The organism is Clostridium sp. 7_2_43FAA, assembly GCF_000158375.2.
Lineage (GTDB): Bacteria > Bacillota > Clostridia > Clostridiales > Clostridiaceae > Clostridium > Clostridium tertium.
Genome location: NZ_JH815222.1, coordinates 2,065,272 through 2,085,693, shown reverse-complemented (window position 1 = coordinate 2,085,693; position 20,422 = coordinate 2,065,272). Strand labels below are relative to the sequence as shown.

General features: G+C 25.0%; 22 protein-coding genes. 17 read left to right on the top strand and 5 right to left on the bottom strand.

Translation table 11 applies throughout. The features are described from left to right. Nucleotides 1–81: 81 nt before the first annotated feature. From CSBG_RS11495 to CSBG_RS11485, 4 genes are all read left to right on the top strand, one after another. A complete protein-coding gene (locus CSBG_RS11495; protein WP_008679681.1) occupies nucleotides 82–300 on the top strand; it encodes a phage holin in 219 nt (72 codons plus the stop codon). Nucleotides 301–429: 129 nt separating this feature from the next. After that, nucleotides 430–693, top strand: coding sequence for a MerR family transcriptional regulator (locus tag CSBG_RS18015; protein WP_083854768.1), 264 nt, complete (start codon nucleotides 430–432; stop codon nucleotides 691–693). Between the two features lie 53 nt (nucleotides 694–746). Then, a complete protein-coding gene (locus CSBG_RS11490) occupies nucleotides 747–1,646 on the top strand; it encodes a class I SAM-dependent methyltransferase (protein WP_083854767.1) in 900 nt (299 codons plus the stop codon). 101 nt (nucleotides 1,647–1,747) lie between these two features. Beyond that, nucleotides 1,748–3,007, top strand: a complete 1,260-nt coding sequence (locus tag CSBG_RS11485; RefSeq protein ID WP_008679680.1) for an MFS transporter — start codon at nucleotides 1,748–1,750, stop codon at nucleotides 3,005–3,007. A gap of 111 nt (nucleotides 3,008–3,118) precedes the next feature. On the opposite strand, the gene CSBG_RS11480 is transcribed toward CSBG_RS11485, so the two are convergent. Beyond that, entirely contained in the window at nucleotides 3,119–3,955 is an 837-nt protein-coding gene (locus tag CSBG_RS11480) for a PHP domain-containing protein (protein ID WP_008679678.1), read from the bottom strand. A gap of 132 nt (nucleotides 3,956–4,087) precedes the next feature. On the opposite strand from CSBG_RS11480, the gene CSBG_RS11475 reads away from it, so the two are divergent. The 7 genes from CSBG_RS11475 to folK are packed head-to-tail and all read left to right on the top strand — an operon-like array spanning nucleotide 4,088 to nucleotide 9,479. Beyond that, nucleotides 4,088–4,681 (top strand): aminodeoxychorismate/anthranilate synthase component II, encoded by a 594-nt coding sequence (locus CSBG_RS11475; RefSeq protein WP_008679676.1) that lies wholly within the window; start codon nucleotides 4,088–4,090, stop codon nucleotides 4,679–4,681. Next, nucleotides 4,674–6,023 (top strand): aminodeoxychorismate synthase component I, encoded by a 1,350-nt coding sequence (pabB, locus tag CSBG_RS11470; RefSeq protein WP_008679673.1) that lies wholly within the window; start codon nucleotides 4,674–4,676, stop codon nucleotides 6,021–6,023. The genes CSBG_RS11475 and pabB overlap by 8 nt, the downstream gene beginning before the upstream one ends. Further along, entirely contained in the window at nucleotides 6,023–6,778 is a 756-nt protein-coding gene (locus CSBG_RS11465) for an aminotransferase class IV (protein WP_008679672.1), read from the top strand. Before pabB ends, CSBG_RS11465 begins: the two co-directional genes overlap by 1 nt. Next, nucleotides 6,778–7,332: a GTP cyclohydrolase I FolE gene (folE, locus tag CSBG_RS11460; protein WP_008679671.1), complete on the top strand. Its 555-nt coding sequence runs from the start codon at nucleotides 6,778–6,780 to the stop codon at nucleotides 7,330–7,332. Before CSBG_RS11465 ends, folE begins: the two co-directional genes overlap by 1 nt. 11 nt (nucleotides 7,333–7,343) lie before the next feature. Continuing rightward, nucleotides 7,344–7,817, top strand: a complete 474-nt coding sequence (locus CSBG_RS11455) for an HD domain-containing protein (protein ID WP_008679670.1) — start codon at nucleotides 7,344–7,346, stop codon at nucleotides 7,815–7,817. A 26-nt stretch (nucleotides 7,818–7,843) separates the two neighbouring features. Beyond that, nucleotides 7,844–8,653, top strand: a complete 810-nt coding sequence (gene folP / locus CSBG_RS11450) for a dihydropteroate synthase (RefSeq protein WP_008679669.1) — start codon at nucleotides 7,844–7,846, stop codon at nucleotides 8,651–8,653. Nucleotides 8,654–8,663: 10 nt separating this feature from the next. Beyond that, nucleotides 8,664–9,479 carry a 2-amino-4-hydroxy-6-hydroxymethyldihydropteridine diphosphokinase gene (gene folK / locus CSBG_RS11445; RefSeq protein WP_008679668.1) on the top strand — a complete coding sequence of 272 codons (816 nt, stop codon included), beginning with the start codon at nucleotides 8,664–8,666 and terminating at the stop codon, nucleotides 9,477–9,479. Nucleotides 9,480–9,592: 113 nt separating this feature from the next. Here folK and CSBG_RS11440 read toward each other — a convergent pair whose 3' ends face one another. Further along, entirely contained in the window at nucleotides 9,593–10,081 is a 489-nt protein-coding gene (locus tag CSBG_RS11440) for a DUF4883 family protein (protein ID WP_008679667.1), read from the bottom strand. Between the two features lie 117 nt (nucleotides 10,082–10,198). Between CSBG_RS11440 and CSBG_RS11435 the strand changes: the two genes are divergently transcribed. From CSBG_RS11435 to CSBG_RS11425, 3 genes are all read left to right on the top strand, one after another. Next, nucleotides 10,199–10,630: a hypothetical protein gene (locus CSBG_RS11435; RefSeq protein WP_008679666.1), complete on the top strand. Its 432-nt coding sequence runs from the start codon at nucleotides 10,199–10,201 to the stop codon at nucleotides 10,628–10,630. A gap of 157 nt (nucleotides 10,631–10,787) precedes the next feature. Then, nucleotides 10,788–11,816 (top strand): pyruvate kinase, encoded by a 1,029-nt coding sequence (locus CSBG_RS11430; RefSeq protein WP_008679664.1) that lies wholly within the window; start codon nucleotides 10,788–10,790, stop codon nucleotides 11,814–11,816. Between the two features lie 410 nt (nucleotides 11,817–12,226). Then, nucleotides 12,227–13,000: a response regulator gene (locus CSBG_RS11425; protein WP_008679660.1), complete on the top strand. Its 774-nt coding sequence runs from the start codon at nucleotides 12,227–12,229 to the stop codon at nucleotides 12,998–13,000. A gap of 166 nt (nucleotides 13,001–13,166) precedes the next feature. On the opposite strand, the gene CSBG_RS11420 is transcribed toward CSBG_RS11425, so the two are convergent. From CSBG_RS11420 to CSBG_RS17770, 3 genes are all read right to left on the bottom strand, one after another. After that, a complete protein-coding gene (locus CSBG_RS11420) occupies nucleotides 13,167–13,487 on the bottom strand; it encodes a DUF1540 domain-containing protein (RefSeq protein ID WP_008679659.1) in 321 nt (106 codons plus the stop codon). A gap of 26 nt (nucleotides 13,488–13,513) precedes the next feature. Further along, nucleotides 13,514–14,056 (bottom strand): NADH peroxidase, encoded by a 543-nt coding sequence (locus tag CSBG_RS11415; RefSeq protein ID WP_008679657.1) that lies wholly within the window; start codon nucleotides 14,054–14,056, stop codon nucleotides 13,514–13,516. Between the two features lie 303 nt (nucleotides 14,057–14,359). Continuing rightward, nucleotides 14,360–16,492 (bottom strand): HAMP domain-containing sensor histidine kinase, encoded by a 2,133-nt coding sequence (locus CSBG_RS17770; protein ID WP_008679655.1) that lies wholly within the window; start codon nucleotides 16,490–16,492, stop codon nucleotides 14,360–14,362. A 310-nt stretch (nucleotides 16,493–16,802) separates the two neighbouring features. On the opposite strand from CSBG_RS17770, the gene CSBG_RS18315 reads away from it, so the two are divergent. The 3 genes from CSBG_RS18315 to CSBG_RS11395 all read left to right on the top strand — a co-directional run bounded on the left by CSBG_RS18315 (nucleotide 16,803) and on the right by CSBG_RS11395 (nucleotide 19,868). Continuing rightward, the gene (locus tag CSBG_RS18315; RefSeq protein WP_008679653.1) at nucleotides 16,803–17,504 is read left to right on the top strand and encodes a hypothetical protein; all 702 of its coding nucleotides are present in this window, start codon (nucleotides 16,803–16,805) and stop codon (nucleotides 17,502–17,504) included. A 165-nt stretch (nucleotides 17,505–17,669) separates the two neighbouring features. Then, nucleotides 17,670–18,770 (top strand): PQQ-dependent sugar dehydrogenase, encoded by a 1,101-nt coding sequence (locus CSBG_RS11400; protein ID WP_008679652.1) that lies wholly within the window; start codon nucleotides 17,670–17,672, stop codon nucleotides 18,768–18,770. Nucleotides 18,771–18,968: 198 nt separating this feature from the next. Beyond that, a complete protein-coding gene (locus tag CSBG_RS11395; protein ID WP_008679650.1) occupies nucleotides 18,969–19,868 on the top strand; it encodes a patatin-like phospholipase family protein in 900 nt (299 codons plus the stop codon). Nucleotides 19,869–20,422 lie beyond the last annotated feature (554 nt).

Genomic DNA, 20,422 nt, shown 5'->3' with positions numbered 1-20,422 from the left:
TATATTGATACAGTTTTATATTTTATTCACATAATTAGATTTTAGTGAATAAAATATATCATAGACAAGAGGTGATTTACTATGAATTTTGATTGGTCAAGATTTAAGAACTATGGTTTATGGGTTTCTATTCTTGCATTAATACCAATGATTTTAAGTGCTTTTGGTGTACACATAGTGCCAGAAGAATATCAAACTATAACTAATACAATATTATCTATATTAGTTGCATTAGGCATAGTTAATAATCCTACAACTCAAGCCAAATGGTTTAATGACGATAAAAGAATAGGTAAATAAATTTAAATATAATTATTTATAGAGATATTATTTTTAATAATATCTCTATTTAATTATTAGAAGTATTTGAAAGCCATAATAAATTAATATAAAATTAAGTTATTATATTATTGAAAAGTGAGAGTATATATGAAAATTGGGGAGTTTAGTAAAATAAATAAAATAAGTATAGAAACTGTAAGGCATTATATAGATTTAGGACTTATAATACCGTATAAAAATGGAGCCCAATATGAATTTAATGAAAAATGTCAAAAGGAGCTTGAAAATATTTTAGAGCTAAAATCATTAGGCTTCACATTAAATGAAATAAAGTCTATTTTTGTTTATGAGACATTGGGAAAGCTTAGTGTTACTGAAAAAATAATATATTTCATGATATATTTACTTTAAAGCAAAAGGAAATAAATAAAAAAATAAATGAATTAGTAGAGATAGATAATAAATTGATAAAGCAAATAAAGGATATAAATGAAATAGAGGTAAAAAGAAATTTTAATTTAGGAATAGATATTAAAAATTTGAACTTATTATCATGTATTGTTTGTGGAGGAAATCTATATTTAGAAGAGGGTAATATAAAAGATAACTACATATTAGATGGAAAATTAAAATGCTCTTGTGGTAAGGGGTACAGCGTAAAATCTGGAATATTAATTGTTGATGAATATTTAGAAAAAAGTAGCAATGAAATATATAACAATATTATTGAAGACTATATAAAAGAAACTGATGAAAATTACATTTTAAATGTAAGAAAGGGATTAGATTGGACATGCAATAAGCTTTGTCAAATTAATTTTAGTGATAAGGTAATCTTAGAAATAGGAACTGGATTAGGTTTTTTATTAAGAAATTTATATAATGATTTAGATAATAGTAGTATATATATTGCTATAGATAATAATATTGGAAAGCATATTTATTTGAAATCATTAATTGAAAGAAGTGATTTAAAAAAGAATATAATGTTTATTTGTACTGATTTTAAATATATACCAATAAAGGCAAAATCCATTGATTTATTCTTAGACTATGGAGGTAGTAGTAATTATTGGTTTGAGCAAAATGATTTTTCTATTAAAGATATATTAAAGTATTTAAAAGAAGATTCATATGTTGGTTTATCATATATTTTATTTGAAAAATTTGCATTAAGTAATTTTATACAAGAGGAAAATAGAAAGAATTTTAATATTAATCATATTAAGGAAGAGATAAGCAAATATAACTTTAATATGATATCAGAACAAAAATCAGATTATTTAAATAAACCTAGTATATATGAAGATTATTTTTCAAATAGTGAAGAAGTTTACTCATATTTGTATTTCGGAAAAAGGTAGGGTTGACCCTATCTTTTCTTTTAATTTAAGTAAAAATATAAAAATTAGATACTTGATATGGTGTATAGAAGATATTATATAATTTTCTAGAGGTGATAAGTATGAAACTTATAAAAAATAAAGAAGATAAAAATGCTATCTTATTTTATCTAGGAAGCTTAATATCAATATTTGGGACAGCTATATATACTTTTGCAATAAGTTTATATACGTTAAAGATTACTGGATCTAGTATTAGTTTTTCTACAACGCTAATTTTAAGTATATTACCTATAATTATATTAAATCCAATTGTAGGAGTTATAGCTGACAAATTTAATAAGAAGAAATTAGTAGTTACAGCTAATCTTTTAAATGGAGTATTTCTATTCATAGTATATTTAATTAGTAATTGGAAAGGCCTAAGTACAGGAATTATTTATTTAAGCACTTTTGTTGTTACTAGCATTAATATTATATTTGATGTTAGCATAGATTCAGCAATACCTAACATTGTTTCGAAAGAAAAAATAGTTAATATTAATGCAGGGAATAGGATAATAGATTCCATATCATCGGTGCTAGGTCCAGTATTTGGGGGGATAGCTTTTGCTATATTTAATATAGAGTCTTTTATACTAATAAATTCTATTTCATTTTTAGTTTCAGCTATTCTAGATACTTTAATTGATTTTAAATATAATTCTAATAGTGAATTAGAAGAAAAATCTGATGAAAATATTGCTATAAGTAAGTTGAATTATTTTAAAGAAATAGCAGAAGGTTTTAAATATTTAATAAGTAAAAGATACATTATTGAGATTCTAGCTATATTTATAATATTTAATTTCTTCATATCCTTCTCAGTTACGATTCCAATACCAATTATATTAAATAATATATTAAAAATTCCAACTAAAAGTTTTGGATTAATTCAAGGAGCAATTCCAGTAGGAATGATAATAGGTGCATTTATGGTAAAGAATATCATAGCTAAATATAAATTAAATAGTATATTTTCAGTAACAGGGATAATTATATCTGTGAATATAATATTACTTTCTATTCCGCTTTTTATTAATACCATAAGCAATATAAATATATATGTTATTTACTATTTAGTTATAATGATTTTTATAGGAGTATGTATATCTTTAGTTGATATTCCATTTTCATATACTTTACAAACCAATATAGAAGAAGAATTTAGAGCAAGATCTTTAAGTTTAACAATAAGTATAGTAAAGGTAGTTGTACCTATATCATATTTAATATCAGGAGTTTTACTTCAAAGTATAGAAGCTTATGTAGTAGTTTTATTTGGGGGAATTTCAGTATTAATAGTAAGTACAATATTCTATAAATGTATATCAAAGAAATAAAGAGATGCCTGAGACATCTCTTTATTTAGAATGTAAAATATAAATTATGTATAGCATTTTACACTAAAATATTTCAATTTATATTATTAATGGGCTGTTGTATACAGATCTTTAATTGTAGGATAGTACCCAATTTAGCATTGAGATTATAGAATCATCTTGAGGAATATTTACATCTCCTACACTTCCGTGCCCTTCATCATTAGGAATTCCGTGACAATCAGATCCGCTTGAAATAAATAAGTTCATATCTTTAGCTAGTTTTAAAAATTTCTCTGTATCTTTTTCTGTATTTTTATAATAAATTGCTTCAAGTCCATCAAATCCTAAATTTAATATATCTTTAACAGGAGTCTTTTTAACTAATACAGGATGTGCTAAAAAAACTAAAGCATTATATTTTTTTAATAGCTCAATCCCTTTTTTAGTAGAGAGCTTAGTTGATGGAATATAAGCAGGACAATTATTACCTATAAAATTATCAAATATAAAATCATGGTCGTAAGGATAACCAGCATCAATTATAGCTTTTGCTATATGAGGCCTTGCAATAGTATCCTTCCCATTAGATAAAACTTTATTTATATCAATTTCAATATTGTGATATTTTTTTAAGTTATCAACTATTTTATATGCTCTAGAAATTCTTTTTTCTTTAAATTCATTTAATATAGTATTAAGCTCTGGATTATTATAATTATCTTTATTAAAAAAGCCTAAAATGTGAATTGATTCTCCATTATATTCTGTAGATAGTTCTATTCCAGGAATTAATTTAACATTAAGAGCTTCTGCTTCACTTAAAGCTTCTTTTATACCAGTTAATGTATCGTGATCTGTTAATGAAACATAGTCTAAGTTTTTTTCTTTCGCCATTTTTACTATATCGCTAGGAGTAAATCTACCATCAGAGCAAATAGAATGAATATGCAAATCGCATTTAAACATATATCTTCTCCTTTCAAATTAATAATATATAACTTAAAATTTTAAAGTTATATATTATTATGATATAATCTATTCATTAAAAATATTTTAACACAATAGATTTACTTTTAATACAAAACATGGAGGATATTTATGCTTTTAATGATAGATAATTATGATTCTTTTGTATTTAATTTAGTTAGATATATAGAAGAGCTAGGAGAAGAAGTTTTAATATATAGAAATGATAAGATAACAATTGAAGAAATAGAAAAATTAGATATAGATGGAATAATAATTTCTCCAGGACCAAAGACACCAATTGAAGCAGGGATATCATTAGAGATTTTACATAATTTCAAAGGAATCAAGCCTATACTTGGAATATGTTTAGGTCATCAGTGTATAGGTCATTATTTTTCTAGTAATATAATTAAAGGAAAAGAGCCTGTACACGGTAAAATAAGTTATATTAATCATTCAAATAAAGACATATTTAAAGATGTAAAAAATCCATTAAGGGTAACAAGATATCATTCACTTATAATAGATGATAAAAATCTTAGCAATGATTTAGAAGTAACTAGCTATACTGAAGATAATGTAGTTATGGGAGTAAAACATAAAAAATATCCTATCTTTGGAGTTCAATTTCATCCTGAAGCTGAAATGACAGAAGATGGACATAAAATAATAAAGAATTTTATTGAAATATCAAAGAACTTTAAGGAGGATATGAATGGTTAAAGTAAGAGAAGTTAAAATAAATTGTAATCCTCTTGAGGTGTATAATGTTTTCAAGGATGAAATAAATACAATACTATTAGATTCATCTAAAGAAGATAAAGTTTTATCTAAATTTTCATTTATAGGAATAAATCCTTTTATGATTTTTGAATCAAAAGGACAAGAGGCATTTATTAACAAAGTAAAAGTTGAAGGTGAACCTTTTATAGTTTTAGAAAGCCTTATAGATAAATATAAAGGTAATGATCATGATTATGATAATATTCCTTTTATTTCAGGAGCAATAGGATATATATCATATGATACAGGAAGAATATTGGAGAAACTTCCAGATACAAGTGATGAAGATTTTAATATAAGCGATATGAAGTTTATTTTTTATAGGAATATAATAGTTTTTGATTTAGAAAATAACAAACAATACATAACATCAATAACTGATTATGGTTATAATGAGGAGCTAGATTGCTTAGAAGAAAAGATAAGTTTGGCAACTATAATAAAAGAGAAAAATTTTGAATCAGTAAATAGTAATTTTAAATCTAACTTTGAAAAAGAAGATTACAAAAATGCAATTACTAAATTAAAAAATTATATTGTAAGTGGTGATGTTTATATTGCTAATATGACTCAAAGGTTTTATACAGAAAATCAAGAAGAGTCTTTTGAAATATATAAGAAGCTAAGAACTATAAATAAGGCACCTTTTTCTGCTTATATGAATTTTGAAGATTTTCAAGTGATAAGTTCTTCACCTGAAAGATTTATAGAAATAAATAAAGGAAAAGTAGTTACAAGGCCAATAAAAGGCACAAGACCTAGAGGCGAAAATGAAGAAGAAGATATAAAAAATAGTTTAGAGCTTATAAATAGTGAAAAAGATAGAGCTGAGCTATTAATGGTGGTAGACCTTGAAAGAAATGATTTAAGTAAGGTATGCAAACCTCACTCAGTAAAAGTAACTGAACTGTTTAAACTTGAAAAATATGCAACAGTATTTCATTTAGTTTCAACTGTAGAGGGAATATTAAAGGATGATGTATCTGCAGTAAAGTGTATAAGAGAATGTTTCCCTGGAGGATCTATAACAGGAACCCCTAAAATTAGAGCTATGGAAATAATAGAAGAATTAGAAGGTTTAAAAAGAAACCTTTATACAGGTTCCATAGGCTATTTTGACTTTAGAGGAAATGCAGATTTTAATATAGCTATAAGAACAATTATTAAAAAAGAAAATAAAGCTTACTTTGGAGTTGGTGGTGGGATAACTTATGACTCTATAGAAGAAGATGAGTATAATGAAACACTAGATAAAGCAAGAGCTTTAATGAGGGTATTATAATGAGAAATGTAATAGTAGGAAAAGATAAGATAACTATAGATAGTGGATATTTTTTTGCAAGAGGTGTATTTGAAACTATACTAGTAAAAGATAAGCCAATATTTTTAGATGAACATATAAATAGGCTTAATAATGGTATTAATACGCTACAAATTGGAGAATTAGTTGAAGTAGAAGATATTAATAATATAATAAAGGATTTTAATATAAAAAATTGTGTTTTAAAGATAGTTGTGACTGAAAAAAATATGGTATTAGAAACTAGAGAACTAGTATATAAAAGTGGAGATTATTTAATAGGATTTTCATTAAAGGTAGCTGGCACATTAAAAAATTCTACATCGAAATTAACATATATAAAATCTATGAATTATTTAGAAAATCTTTTAGAACGAGAAGAGGCTTTAAAAGAAGGATATAATGAGGTTATATTTTTAAATGAAAAAGGATATGTATGTGAAGGAAGTTTATCTAACATATTTATTGTGAAAGATGGCATAATATTGACTCCAGAAGTTAAAAGTGGATTACTTCCAGGAGTAGTTAGAGATTATGTAATTAAAAATTTTCAAGTAGTAGAAAAAGAAATAAACTTAGATGAAGTGATGAATGCTGATGAAATATTTATAACAAATAGTTTATTAGGTATAATGGGTGTAAGTAAATTTGAAAATAGAATTTTGACAGAAAATAAAATCACAATTAAGATTAGAGAAGAGTATGAATCAAAAATTGAAAATAGGAGGGGCGTTTAATGATAGATAGAGAAAAGATATTAGAAGGAGTAAAGTTAATATTAGAAGGTATTGGAGAAGATCCAAATAGAGAAGGGCTTTTAGATACTCCAGATAGAATAGCTAGAATGTATGAAGAAATTTTTTCAGGAATAGGAAAAGAAGCAGAAGATGAGTTGTCAAAAACTTTTACTGTTGAAGGTAATGATTTAGTACTTGAAAAAGATATAACATTTTATTCAATGTGTGAGCATCATCTTGTACCTTTTTATGGTAAAGCTCATATTGCATATATACCAAAAGGAAGAGTTGCAGGACTTTCAAAACTTGCAAGATGCGTAGAAGTTTATGCGAAAAAACCACAATTACAAGAAAGATTAACAACAGAAGTTGCTGATGCAATAATGAAATATTTAAATGCAGAAGGTGTTATGGTAGTAATTGAAGGTGAACATATGTGTATGACTATGAGAGGTGTGAAAAAGCCAGGGACAAAAACTGTTACTACAACATATAGAGGATGTTTTAAAGAAGATTACGAATTAAGAAAAGAAGTAATGAGTTTATTAAAATAGGAGGTAGATTTTTGGAAAATGTTAATAAAATTCTAAATAATCTTAAATATAAAAGCTTATTAAATGAATTAAATAAATTAGAAATAAATAGAGAATTTTGTAATCATACTCTTGAACATTTTTTAGATGTTGCAAGAATTGCTTATATAACTGTTCTAGAAAAAGGATTAAGATATAATAAAGAAGTAATATACTCAATAGCATTATTACATGATATAGGAAGAGTATTACAATATAATGAAGGAATAGATCATCATAAGGGAAGTGCTATAATAGCAGCAGAAATATTGGAAGATACAAATTTTTCTGATGCAGATAAAACATTAATTGTTAAATGCATAAAAGAGCATAGAAAGGAAAGTGATGATGAGCTTTCAAAAATAATATATAAAAGCGATAAGCTTTCAAGAAATTGTTTTAATTGTAAATCTTATAATGATTGCTATTGGGATGAAAATAAGAAAAATAAAATTATAATATTATAAAACCATAAGCTAAAGGGGAGAGAAATATGAAGATAGGAAATAAAATAGTAAATTTAGATGAAAGAACTTATATAATGGGAATATTAAATGTAACTCCAGATTCTTTTTCTGATGGTGGCAAATATAATGAAACTCACGAAGCTGTAAAAAGAGCAAAGCAAATGGTAGAAGAAGGTGCCGATATAATAGATATAGGTGGAGAATCAACAAGACCAGGAGCAGAATATGTGTCTGAAGAAGAAGAAATAAAAAGAGTTGTTCCAATAATTAAAGCTATAAAAAGTGAGTTAGATGTTTTAATATCAATAGATACTTATAAAAGTAAAACTGCTGAAGAAGCTATAAAAGCAGGAGCTGATATTATAAATGATGTATGGGGATTTAAAAAAGATGAAAATATAGCTAAAGTAGCAGCAGAATATAATGTTCCATGCATATTAATGCATAATAGAGAAGATAAACCTTATACAAATTTAATGAAGAATGTATTGGAAGATTTAATAGAAAGTATAAATGTAGCTTTAGATGCTGGAGTAAAAAGAGAAAATATTATATTAGATCCAGGTATAGGATTTGCTAAAAATTACGAAGAAAATTTAATTGTAATGAATAATTTGGAGCAAATCGTAAATATAGGATTCCCTGTTTTACTTGCAACTTCAAGAAAATCAATGATTGGACTAGCGTTAGAATTACCAGTAGATGAGAGAGTAGAAGGAACGATAGCAACTACTGTAATGGGAATAATGAAAGGATGCAAAATGGTTAGAGTACATGATGTACTTGAAAATAAAAGAGCTTGCATTATGACTGATAAAATATTAAAAATGAAATAGAGGATAGGCTATGGATAAGTTATATTTAAAAGATGTGGAGATATTTGCAAATCATGGTGTGTTTAATGAAGAAAAATCTCTTGGACAAAAATTTATATTATCTTTAGAATTAGATGTAGATTTAAGTTTAGCATCTAAAAGTGGAGATTTAACAAAGTCTGTTCATTATGGAGAGCTTTGTCATAATATAGAAAAAGAGTTTCAAAAAGAAAGTTATGATTTAATAGAAACTGCCGCAGAAAAGATAGCAGAATATGTGTTATATAATTATGATTTAGTTAAAAATATAAAAGTATTATTAAAAAAGCCATGGGCACCAATAGGAAGACATTTAGATACAGCAGCTGTGGAAATAAATAGAGGATGGCATAAAGCTTATATTGCATTAGGTAGCAATATTGGAGAAAAAGAAGAAAACATAAATATTGCTATAGAAAAAATTAAAAGCAATAAAGAAATAAAGATGATAAAAAAGTCAACTATAATAGAAACAGAACCTTGGGGATATGAAAATCAAGATAGCTTCAAAAATGCTGTAATAGAAGTAAATACTATATTAAACCCAAGAGAATTGATGGCTTTACTTTTAGACATTGAAAAGGATATGAAAAGAGAAAGAATATTTAGATGGGGACCAAGAGTAATAGATTTAGATATTATTTTTTACGATGATTTAGTAACAAGTGATGATTTTGTAACAATACCACATCCTAGGATGGAGGAAAGAGAATTCGTATTAGCTCCATTAAATGAAATAGCTCCTAACATGATACATCCTTTAAATAAAAAAAGAGTGTTTAGAATGTTAGAAGAAATAAAAAAATAAAATAGTAGATAAAATTATAATTAAAATAATTTTATGATAAAAAATAAGTTAGATTAAAATGAGACAGTAGATAGACTTTGGTAAAAACAAGAGTGTATCTACTGTCTTTAAAATTATCCTTCAAATCCACTTGAGACTTTCTTTATATACTCACAAAATTTATATAAATTATAATAATCAGAGACACCTTCCATAGAAATAATATCTTCCTCATAAACTCCATCCCAAGGATGAATTGATATTAATTTATCATTATATGCATTGATTATATATTTTGCATTTGAAAACTCTATAATTAATTTATATTCAGGAGTAAGCTCTTTTTCTATTTCAGCTCCATAGTTTTCATTGTTTAAGGATTCTATAAATTCAGGTAAAATACTGTGTTCATCCTCATTAACACTATAATACTTATATACATTTAAATCGAAAATCTTAATGGTATATGACTCTTTATTATTTAGTTTTTCTTGAATTTCATTCGTATAGTAATTATTACTAGGTTTAGACTTTGGTCTTATGTATTGTGACTTATTAAAATTGCAACCAGTAAATAAAAATATAATTAATACAGAACTAAAAGCAAAAAAATATTTCTTCACGATGTACCTCCTCAAATAATAAGCTATATATAAACTTATTCTTATGAAAAAGACTTTAGAACATTTTCACATAAAAGAGAATAGAATAAACTAATAACAATTTTCCTTGGAGGCAGGGTGAAGTACGGAATAGATATAAATAATACTAGAATTTTAAATGCCATTTCACAAGGATTAAAGGAAACAGGAAATTTTGTTGTAGATTTATCTAAAAATCAAAATAAAAATATGGGGAAAAACTTATTAGAAAAAGTTCTTATTGCCAATATAACTAATATAGATTTTTATGTTGGAATAGAATTTAAAAAGGATATTTCAATATGTGAAATATTCTATGATAGAAATTCAAAAGTTTGCTGTGAAATGGTAGAAAATCTTTTGAAGGATAACCTAAAAAAAACGATTTGTGAAAAAGGTGAGCATCTTTACTTGCTTAAAAATATAAATGCACCTGGGTTATATATAAGGGTACCACTAGAAAATGAAGAGATAATGGAAAAATTAAATATAGAAGGAATAGTTAATATATTAGCTAATTTTAATTTATAATGTGTGATAGTAAAAATAATAGTCTGAATATGGTATGAAATTGCTTGGAAAATATAATTTCATATCATATTTTTATGAAATTATATAAAGAGATTTTAGTAATAAAAATATAGTTTTTGTAGTAGAAATAAGTATTAGTAATAATAGGGAGAGTATGATGCAGATAATAGCTACTATAGGACCAAAATCTACAGATAAATGGATTATTAAAGAACTTATAGAAAATGGAGTAGACATATTAAGGTTGAATTGTTCTCATTTTAATAAAGAAGAATTTGAATATGTAATAAAGTTTTCTAAGGAGATAAAAAGAGATGTACATATACTGGTTGATTTATGTGGGAAAAAAATAAGGGTATCTAAAGAGTTAAAATATATATATAAGATTTATAATGGACAAGAAGTATATTTTTGTGGAGAAGATTTCTATAGTAGTATAGATACTTCAAAGCTTAAAGAAATGAAGCTTATTCCTTTAACAATAGGTACTGAAGAAATAATAAAAAGTGATATAAAAGCTATCTCTATGAAGGATAATACTATGAATTTTGAAATTATAGAAATAGATAAGGGTGTAATAAAGACTAAGGTTCTTAGAGGGGGAATTATACGAGGTGGAAAGGGATGTAATTTATCTAATATATATGATGATAAAGCTTTTTTAAGTGAAAAAGATAAAGAAAATATATTATGGGCATTAGCTAATGACGTAGATATAATTTGTCAATCTTTCGTTGAAAGAAAAGAAGATATAAATATAATAAATAAATTAATAAAAGAAAAGTATCCAAATAATAAGTGCAAGCTATGGGCTAAAGTAGAAACACCTACTGGTATAAATAATATTAAAGAAATTTTAGAATTAACTGATTCTATTATTATAGGTAGGGGAGATTTAGTACCTGAGTCAGGTATATTAAATGCTGTGAACCTTCAAGACCAAGCTATTAAAACTATAAAGGAAAATGATAAAAAGGTGATTGTAGCTACACATATATTAAATAGCATGAAGAACGGACATCCTGCAACTTTACCAGAAATTGAAAGCATTTATAAATTTATTAAATGTGGTATTAATGGATTTTTATTAGCAGGAGAAACTTCTATAGGAAAAGCACCTATTCAAACTGTTAAGTTCTTAAAAAATGCAATAGAGTACTATAGCATAGGTGGTAAAAATGAGTAAGAAGATAGAAAATATCATTTATTCAGTATTATGGGTACTTTTAGGAGTTGCAATGATTTTATTATTTTTATATGTATATAAATGTGTTTACTAATATATATTTTAAAGTATAATATTAATATTTAATATTATACTAGTTTTAATTATATAGATTATTAATTGAAACATATATTTAAAATTAAAATCTTTGAAGTAATATTCAAAGATTTTTATATTTCTTGATGTTAGTTTGGAAGTGTTATATGTGACTTTACTTTGACTTAAAGCAAAGTGATGGAATAGATGAAATTATATTATATTTTTTTTATTATAAAATATTCATAAATTTAAAAGTATTTCGATAAATATAAAGAATCAGATTTAATTTTAATGTATAATTGATTTAAAATGATATAAAAGGTGGGAAGAAAATGTACAATATATTACATATAGAACAAAGTGGTTTTTTCTCTAAATTATTAGAAAAAATTGTTAAAGAAAAGGGACATAAGTATATTAATGTAAGGGATTTTAATGAGGCAAGAGACGTTTTAAATTCACAAAACGTTAGTCTTATAATATCATCATTATATGCTAATGGTGGAGATATTGAAGAATTTGTAGAAGCAATAAACAAAAGATTTGATATTCCTATCTTTGTAGTAACTAGTGAAGATATGGATGATAAAAGAAAAGATTTGGTTAATCTTGGAATAAGCGAGTATATACTAAAGAAAGATTTAGAAGAAGAAGTTAGAAATTATTTAGATAGTATATTTAGAACTGATGAGTATATGAGAGATCTTCAAGAAGCTAATATAGCAATAGTAGAAGATAATGAATTTTTTATAGAGTTAGAAAAAGAAATATTAAGAAGTAGAAGAATATATAACGTAGATTACTATAAAGATGGAAAATCTTTAATAGATAGTGGGAAAAAGTATGATATATACTTAATAGATATTATTTTGAAAAATGAATTTGGTAAGGATATAATTAGAAAAATAAGAAGAAGTAATATTGACTCATCAATAATAGCTGTAACTGCGTTAGATAATAATAAAGCATTATCTAAAATTTTAGATTGTGGAGCAGATGATTTTATAACTAAACCAATAGATGAGGAGTTATTTATAGCGAAGCTAAAGTCTAATGTTAGGATATATAGTCTTCAAAAAAAGCTAGACAAATTTATTAAAAATTAATATTCTTAAGGGAAAAGAAATATTTTCTTATAGTTTTTGTAACAGTACTGACATAAAAACATAGTAATATATGTATATAGTTGTTAGCGCAGCTTAGCAATTAATAATTTATCCCCTTAATAAAAAAATGATATCCGTGGTGGGATATCATTTTTTTTTAATTATATCATTCTCTACAAAAGCTTTCACAATTAGTTTGGCTATATAATTTAGCATCATTTCCGGAAACATTTATAGAGTTTAATGAACATAATTGATTTTCATTATATTTACAACTATTAACTTTGCATACTAAACAACTACAAGGATCTCCTTCATCGTAAACATTATTAGTTAAATTCCCATAGGTATATCTATCTAAGAATGATCCACAACATGTATCAGATTCAATATCTGAATTTTTCCCAACAACGTTTATACGGTTAGCAAAACAAATATTTTCTTTGTTATGAGAACAATTATTTGCGCTACAATAAATTTTTTGCATTGAAATCTCTCCTTCTTAACAAATAATTAATTAAAATATCTATCTAATAAGCCTTTGAATGCACATCCATGTCTAGCTTCATCTTTACACATTTCATGAACTGTATCATGAATAGCATCAAGGTTTTGTTGCTTAGCTAAATCAGCAAGCTTCTTTTTGCCATCGCAAGCACCATATTCAGCTTCAACTCTAGCTTGTAAATTTGCTTTTGTATCAGCAACAACAACTTCACCTAAAATTTCTGCAAACTTGGAAGCATGTTCAGCTTCTTCATAAGCTATTCTTTTATATGCTTCGGCAACTTCTGGATATCCTTCACGATCTGCTTGGCGTGACATAGCTAAGTACATTCCAACTTCAGTACATTCACCTGTAAAGTTAGCTCTCAATGCTTCTAAAATTTCAGGATCAAGATTACTTCCAGTACCAATTTTATGTTGATCTGCCCAGTTCATTTCATCAGTGATCTCCTGGAATTTTTCAGGACCTACCTTACAGACAGGACAAAATTCTGGTGGTGTATTTCCTTCATGGATATAGCCACAAACAGTACAAACAAACTTTTTCATTTAGAATCCTCCTTAAAATAAATTTAGATAATAATCTAAAATGTAATACTAGTATTTACTAAATGCCATAAAAAAATACATAATTAATAAAAAAGTACTATTTTAAAATTATAAATTATAGAATGTGTTAATATTGAATTAAAGTAAATTAGAATACTTAAAAATAAATGTATGATAAACTTTAGGGGAGGGCGGGGATAAGCAAAGCTTGTTTAACAATAATAAAAATAGAAATTATAGTTAATAAATGAAAAAGTTATACTAAGTATTAAATAATAAAACTCAGTATAACTTACTATTTATTTAAAATAACTCATAAATATCAGATAATTCTCTTATAATTTTTTCGTCATCTATGAAGTATTTAAAATCACTATTTTCTAAAGTTTTCTTCTCAGGAAGGGTTGGTAAATTAATTATAAATTCAGTGCCATTAGTATATTCATCATTAACAATAATAAATCCTCCATGCATCTCAACTAGTCCTTTTGTTATTGATAAACCAATACCACTCCCTTCAGTTTTTCTAGATAGAGTATCATCTACTTTAAAAAACTTATCAAAGATAAGGTTTTTTAAATTACTTGGTATTCCTATACCATCATCTCTTACAATTATTTTAGTGAAATTTTTATTAGCATCAATTTTAACTAAAATATTACCATTAGGATTGGTAAATTTTATTGCATTAGATAGAAGATTTAGCAATATTTTTTCTAATGCATAAGTATCTAAATTCATATATAATTTTTCAACGTTTGTATCAAAAGTGACATTAAGCTTCTTATATCTTGTATAGGGAATTATAGATAAGGTTAAGTCTTCGATAAAGGATACTACATCGAGATGTACAAGATTTAATTTAGCTGATCCAGAATCAATTTTAGTTATATCTATTAAATTATTTATTAGTTTCAACATCCTTAAGCAATTTTGTCTTACACTCTTTTCATATTTAAAAAAACATTCTTTTAGTGAATCAGGATCTCTATCTTTTAATGAACTTATAAGCTGAACAGAAGAATAAATTATATTAATAGGAGTTCTAAGTTCATGACTGAGATTAGAAAAGAAGTCGTTCTTAATTGAATCATAGTATTTTAGGTTTTCATAATCATCAAATAATTGAATATAAATATCAGATTTTTTATTTCTAGTATAACTTTCAAGAGTTTCTGTTGAAGCCTTAAGATAACTAAGGGCTTCTTTATAATTTTCAAGAGCTTCAAAATCCTTATAAATTAATTTATATGAACATATTGTATTCTCATTTTTATATTTCTCAGAATAAAGTAATGATTTTTTATGATGGAATAATGCATTATCATAGTCATTTAATTTAAAAAATAAATTTCCATACGTTATTTCTAGCCAATAATCAAAATCCATAAATTTAAACTTTGAAATATTACTTTTATATATATAATATGCATTGTCCAAGTAGTAAAATAAGCTACTTAATGATGAATCGATTATAGATTCATGGGTTTGAGATATCTTACATTGGACTAGTAGTATATTATACTTTATAAGATAAATATCAATATAATAAAGATCTAACTTATAAATACTTTTTTCAATAATATTTAATAATTTAGTTATCTCAGCTGAATTTGCATTAGATTTAATATATATTTTTACTAACTTAATATAGATATCAATTTTAATATTAATAGGCAATAAATGCTCATAATCTTTTAAGATACTTTTGTATAAATTTTTACTATATTTAAATTTATATAATTGCATATTAACTGAACCTATATGATACTTTGCTAAAATTTGTATTTCATTTTGGCCATTAATTTTTGCTATGTATAAAGCTTTACTTAAAAGCTTTATTGATATATTATTTAAATTTAGATATTTATAATATATAATTCCAAGTATTAAATATGCTTGAGATGCATATTTATATTCATGTTTTGCTAAAATTTTAAATGAACTATCAATATTATTATATAAGTAAATATCAAATTTATAGATTTTTAAGTTTACGACAGAAGTATTTATATAAAGAAAAAGTAAAAGTTCAAATTGATTATTATCTTCTAAAAATGATTTGCTTAAATTAAAATATTTCTTTTGTAAATTTATATTATTTATTTTTAAATTAATAAGGGACAAAGAAATATATAAGACACCTATAATAAATGAATCTTTTATAAATTCTTTACTTTTAATCAATTCATTAAATATATTTATGGCATAGAAATATTCTTCTAATTTCTCATTACAAAGTCCAATTATAAGTTTTATTATAAACTGTTCATTTTTATCGATTTTATCATTAATCAATCTATTTTCCATATCCTCAATTAAATCTTTAAGATAATTTCTATTTATAAAGATATTTGGGGTAAAAAGTAAATTGTTTATTATATCTATATAAAAATTATTAGAGTTACGTATTATTTCTTTGTTGATAATTTCCATTAATATAACCTCCATAAAATGACGAATATATAAGATATTTTACCATATATACAATTTTTTGTATAATATTTACTAAAAAAATGATGAAAAAGTTATTATTTTGAAAGAAATTGATATTATTTAGTTTATGGACTTAGCATGAATATAGAGTTGTATAATATTTTACTTATATAATTAATATAAAAGCAGTTTAATTATATAAGTAAATATTAATGATAAAGTAGTATTATGAATAGTATTAATTTGTATTTTTATCTATATTTTGCTAGAATATAGATAAAAACACTTTAATATAAAATGGAGGATTAATATGAAGTTTATTAGACGAATATTTAAAATAGTCAATGATAATTTCAAAATAAAATTAGGAATATGCATAGGATTAATAATGATTTTAATAATTGTGATTACAAGTGGAATTATTTATTCAAATAAAATAAATAACGAAAAATTATCTTTGAAAATGTTTTCTACAAAGAAAATTGAAAAAAATGAACAAGAGAAAAATGTCAAGGATAATAATTTAGAAGTTAAAAAAGGGGAAAAGTTAGAATCTTTAAAAATTAAAATAAAAGAACTAGATAACAACATTAATATAGATGAATCAAAAGGGGATTTGGATAAAGATTTACTATATTATGAGAGATTATATAATGAGTTGTCAAAAAAGAAAGAAGAGGAAAAAGCTGAAGAAAATTCGATTAATACTACAATTGAAGAATCAAATATTCAATTTGATAATACATACGAACAAGGTCAAAGTCCCAATTTAAATTCAAGACCAGAAGATAAACCTATTGTTAATCCAGAAGATAAACCAGTTGAAGTACCAGTTGAAAAGCCTATTGAGAATCCAGAGGACAAACCTGAAGTAAATCCAACGCCTGATAAAGAGGAGAAGCCTACCGATACTCCAGAAGATAAACCTAATGATGCTCCGGAAGACAAGCCTACGCAAAATCCAAATATAAATGATGAACAAAATCCTGAGAATAATCAAGAAAATATCTAGGGTCAATTATATTAAAGTTTGTGATAAAAGGTAGAGATTTAATTTCTATTTATATTTTTAAATACAAGAAAATATATATTTGTAATGTACAATAAAAGATGATGCAATATAGTTATATATTCATATTATAAAGAAAGTGTTAATTATAATATGGAGGATGTTGCTATGAAAAGAATAATATATAGTGTTTTATCTAATATGTTATCTCGTAGTGAAAATGTGAAGAATACAAAAGCTGAATTATCTTCATCAAAAGAATTTCCATATAAAATAGAGGTTATAGCAGAAAACTTATTTGTTCCTTGGGCTATAGACATAAGTAATGAAGGTAAAATATATTTTACAGAAAGATCAGGTACAGTTAGGGTAATTGAAAATGGTAAACTTAAGGAAGAACCATTAATTATGTTTACTTCACCTTTTATTAGTAGAGGGGAAGGTGGCTTGATGGGAATTGCACTAGATCCAAATCATCTGGAAAATAATTATATTTATGTAATGCATTCATATTTAGAAGAAAATAAAATTTATAATCGAGTAGTTAGGTTAATTGAAAGAAATAATAAAGCATTTATTGATAAAATTATTCTAGATAGAATTTCAGGTGGAGAAATTCATAATGGAGGACGTATAAAGATAGGCGAAGATAATAAGTTATATATAACAACAGGAGATGCAGGAAACCCCAATTTAGCACAGGATGTTAGAAGTTTAGCAGGAAAGATATTAAGGATAGAGTTAGATGGAAGTATTCCTGGGGATAATCCAATTAAAAATTCACCAATTTATAGTTTAGGGCATAGGAATCCACAAGGGTTAGAATGGAATTCAAATAATGTGTTATATGAATCAGAGCATGGACAAATAGCACATGATGAGATAAATATTATAAGACCTGGAGCTAATTATGGGTGGCCTTTAGTTCAGGGAGATGAAATTTCTAATGAAATAAAAGCACAATTGCCATTGATTCAAAGTGGAAATATTACATGGGCACCATCAGGAATGACTTTTATAAATAAAGGCCCATGGTCAGGGAAATTACTAGTGGCTAATTTACGTGGAGAACAGTTACTTGTAATATCATTAGATTCAAATGGGACAGCTGTAAATAACATAGACTTATTATTTAAAAATAAATATGGACGATTACGTGAGGTTGTTGAGAGTAAAGATGGATCTATTTATATTACAACAAGTAATAGGGATGGAAGAGGAAGTATTAATACTTCGGATGATAAAATTATAAGATTAATTCCTAGTTAAGTTAGAAAGAACAATTGAATTTCGAACAATAAATTATACATTTTAAATTAAGGGGCGTTTTTATATAGCCCCTTTAGTATTATAATATAAATAATAAATATTTACTGATGTAATATCGATATTATATAATTCAATTAATCAAGAAAATACATTATATATTTACAATATATAGTGATAATTTTACTAAGAGAGGTTAAAATGGGTAGTTTGTTAGAAGATTTTAAAATTGGGCTTGTACTTTCTGGAGGCGGAGCTAAGGGATCTTATGAAGCAGGAGTTTTTAAAACAATATGGGAATTGAATTTGGTAGATAATGTAAAAGTTATATCGGGAACTTCTGTAGGATCTGTGAATGCTTTGTTATTTGCTATGAATGATAGAAAAATTATAAAAGATAGTTGGAGTAGTATAACATATTCTAGGTTTATAAGATTACAAGAAAGAACTAGGAGTATAAAAATACCGGAACTTATAAAGACTATTACTCATGGTAATTATGAGAAGAGTATAATAGAGCAAATAAAAAACAATGATATAGGACTTTTATCACAAATAGGTATAGAAAATTTTATAAAGGAGTATGTAAATATAGAAACTATAAATATGCACAATAGAGATATCTATGCATGTGCATATAATATAGATAAAGAAAGTCCAGAATACTTCAAGTTAAATGAATATAGTAATGAAGAAATATTGAATATAGTTTTAGCATCTTGTGCTATACCAATAATCTTTAGTCCTATAAAAATAGAAAATAATAGATATGCAGATGGAGGAATTAAGTCACCAGAGTACTCTAAAAATAATATTGATAATATTCCAATAGCACCATTAAAGAACTATGATTGTGATTTAATAATTGTTGTAGGCTTATCAAATAAGGATAGGTTAAACAAAGAGGGATTCAATAAAAATAAAATCATAGAAATATATCCATCTAAAAAGATAGAATTAGTTAATGGAGCTGGAAGCGTAATGATGAATAAAAGTAAGTTAATTGACAATATTGAATTAGGTTATAGAGATTCTATGATAAAATTAGCTCCTTTAATTATTAACATTATTAAGGATAAGTATAATAGAGAAAAAGAATAACAACTTTTGATAATAGATTGATAAAAGGGATTCTAGCAAGAGTCCCTTTTTTGTGCATAATAATATAGTCAATAAACAATTTTAAAAATATTTATTTGTATGAAGAAAGCTTATATAGTAGCCCCCAATTATTTAAAAAATAAGATAATTAAATTAAATAGGAAGTTTCACTGCATATTTATATAGTATAGAGTAGTTACTAAAAATTATATTAAAGTAAATACGAGGAAGGGGATATAAAGTGTATTGTGTAATACAAGAAATAAAACTTAAAAAAGAAAATACTTATGGAGAATACAAAGAACTTGAGGCATAATATACATCAGTTAAATATGGTGTTAATTGTGGATATTATGGGTATGAATATACAGGGGGTAGATTTAAAAGATCTATAAAGAAGGCTTACAAAATAAGTATTCATAAGAGTTATAGGGAAAATGGTAAGGTTAAAAAGAAACAATGGAGTATAGGTACAATTGAATATTATGAAATTGCTACTAATTCTGATACATGGATAGGTGATTATTGCAATTTAAATAATAAATATGAATCAA

Bases quoted from the DNA above. Each gene is read 5' to 3' on its own strand.
- CSBG_RS11495 (WP_008679681.1), top strand. From the start codon at position 82: ATGAATTTTGATTGGTCAAGATTTAAGAACTATGGTTTATGGGTTTCT.
- CSBG_RS18015 (WP_083854768.1), top strand. From the start codon at position 430: ATGAAAATTGGGGAGTTTAGTAAAATAAATAAAATAAGTATAGAAACT.
- CSBG_RS11485 (WP_008679680.1), top strand. From the start codon at position 1,748: ATGAAACTTATAAAAAATAAAGAAGATAAAAATGCTATCTTATTTTAT.
- CSBG_RS11480 (WP_008679678.1), bottom strand. From the start codon at position 3,955: ATGTTTAAATGCGATTTGCATATTCATTCTATTTGCTCTGATGGTAGA.
- CSBG_RS11475 (WP_008679676.1), top strand. From the start codon at position 4,088: ATGCTTTTAATGATAGATAATTATGATTCTTTTGTATTTAATTTAGTT.
- pabB (WP_008679673.1), top strand. From the start codon at position 4,674: ATGGTTAAAGTAAGAGAAGTTAAAATAAATTGTAATCCTCTTGAGGTG.
- CSBG_RS11465 (WP_008679672.1), top strand. From the start codon at position 6,023: ATGAGAAATGTAATAGTAGGAAAAGATAAGATAACTATAGATAGTGGA.
- folE (WP_008679671.1), top strand. From the start codon at position 6,778: ATGATAGATAGAGAAAAGATATTAGAAGGAGTAAAGTTAATATTAGAA.
- folP (WP_008679669.1), top strand. From the start codon at position 7,844: ATGAAGATAGGAAATAAAATAGTAAATTTAGATGAAAGAACTTATATA.
- folK (WP_008679668.1), top strand. From the start codon at position 8,664: ATGGATAAGTTATATTTAAAAGATGTGGAGATATTTGCAAATCATGGT.
- CSBG_RS11430 (WP_008679664.1), top strand. From the start codon at position 10,788: ATGCAGATAATAGCTACTATAGGACCAAAATCTACAGATAAATGGATT.
- CSBG_RS11425 (WP_008679660.1), top strand. From the start codon at position 12,227: ATGTACAATATATTACATATAGAACAAAGTGGTTTTTTCTCTAAATTA.
- CSBG_RS11420 (WP_008679659.1), bottom strand. From the start codon at position 13,487: ATGCAAAAAATTTATTGTAGCGCAAATAATTGTTCTCATAACAAAGAA.
- CSBG_RS11415 (WP_008679657.1), bottom strand. From the start codon at position 14,056: ATGAAAAAGTTTGTTTGTACTGTTTGTGGCTATATCCATGAAGGAAAT.
- CSBG_RS17770 (WP_008679655.1), bottom strand. From the start codon at position 16,492: ATGGAAATTATCAACAAAGAAATAATACGTAACTCTAATAATTTTTAT.
- CSBG_RS18315 (WP_008679653.1), top strand. From the start codon at position 16,803: ATGAAGTTTATTAGACGAATATTTAAAATAGTCAATGATAATTTCAAA.
- CSBG_RS11400 (WP_008679652.1), top strand. From the start codon at position 17,670: ATGAAAAGAATAATATATAGTGTTTTATCTAATATGTTATCTCGTAGT.
- CSBG_RS11395 (WP_008679650.1), top strand. From the start codon at position 18,969: ATGGGTAGTTTGTTAGAAGATTTTAAAATTGGGCTTGTACTTTCTGGA.